Source organism: uncultured Rossellomorea sp. (assembly GCF_947488365.1).
Classification (GTDB): domain Bacteria; phylum Bacillota; class Bacilli; order Bacillales; family Bacillaceae_B; genus Rossellomorea.
Genome location: NZ_CANKZT010000039.1, coordinates 1 through 207, shown reverse-complemented (window position 1 = coordinate 207; position 207 = coordinate 1). Strand labels below are relative to the sequence as shown.

The window sequence follows — 207 nt, the reverse complement described above, 5'->3', positions numbered from 1 at the left end:
GGCTCAGGACGGAATCGAACCGCCGACACATGGATTTTCAGTCCATTGCTCTACCAACTGAGCTACTGAGCCATATTATATAGAAGATTAAATTTTCAAGTGATCAACTTCAATGTTACTAAGCAAATGAAAAATGGCGGTCCGGACGGGACTCGAACCCGCGACCTCCTGCGTGACAGGCAGGCATTCTAACCAACTGAACTACCG

1 tRNA gene is annotated in these 207 nt (G+C 47.3%); it reads right to left on the bottom strand.

From position 1 onward, the window contains the following. Positions 1–72: transfer RNA gene (locus Q1B03_RS22125), tRNA-Phe, on the bottom strand. Positions 73–207 lie beyond the last annotated feature (135 nt).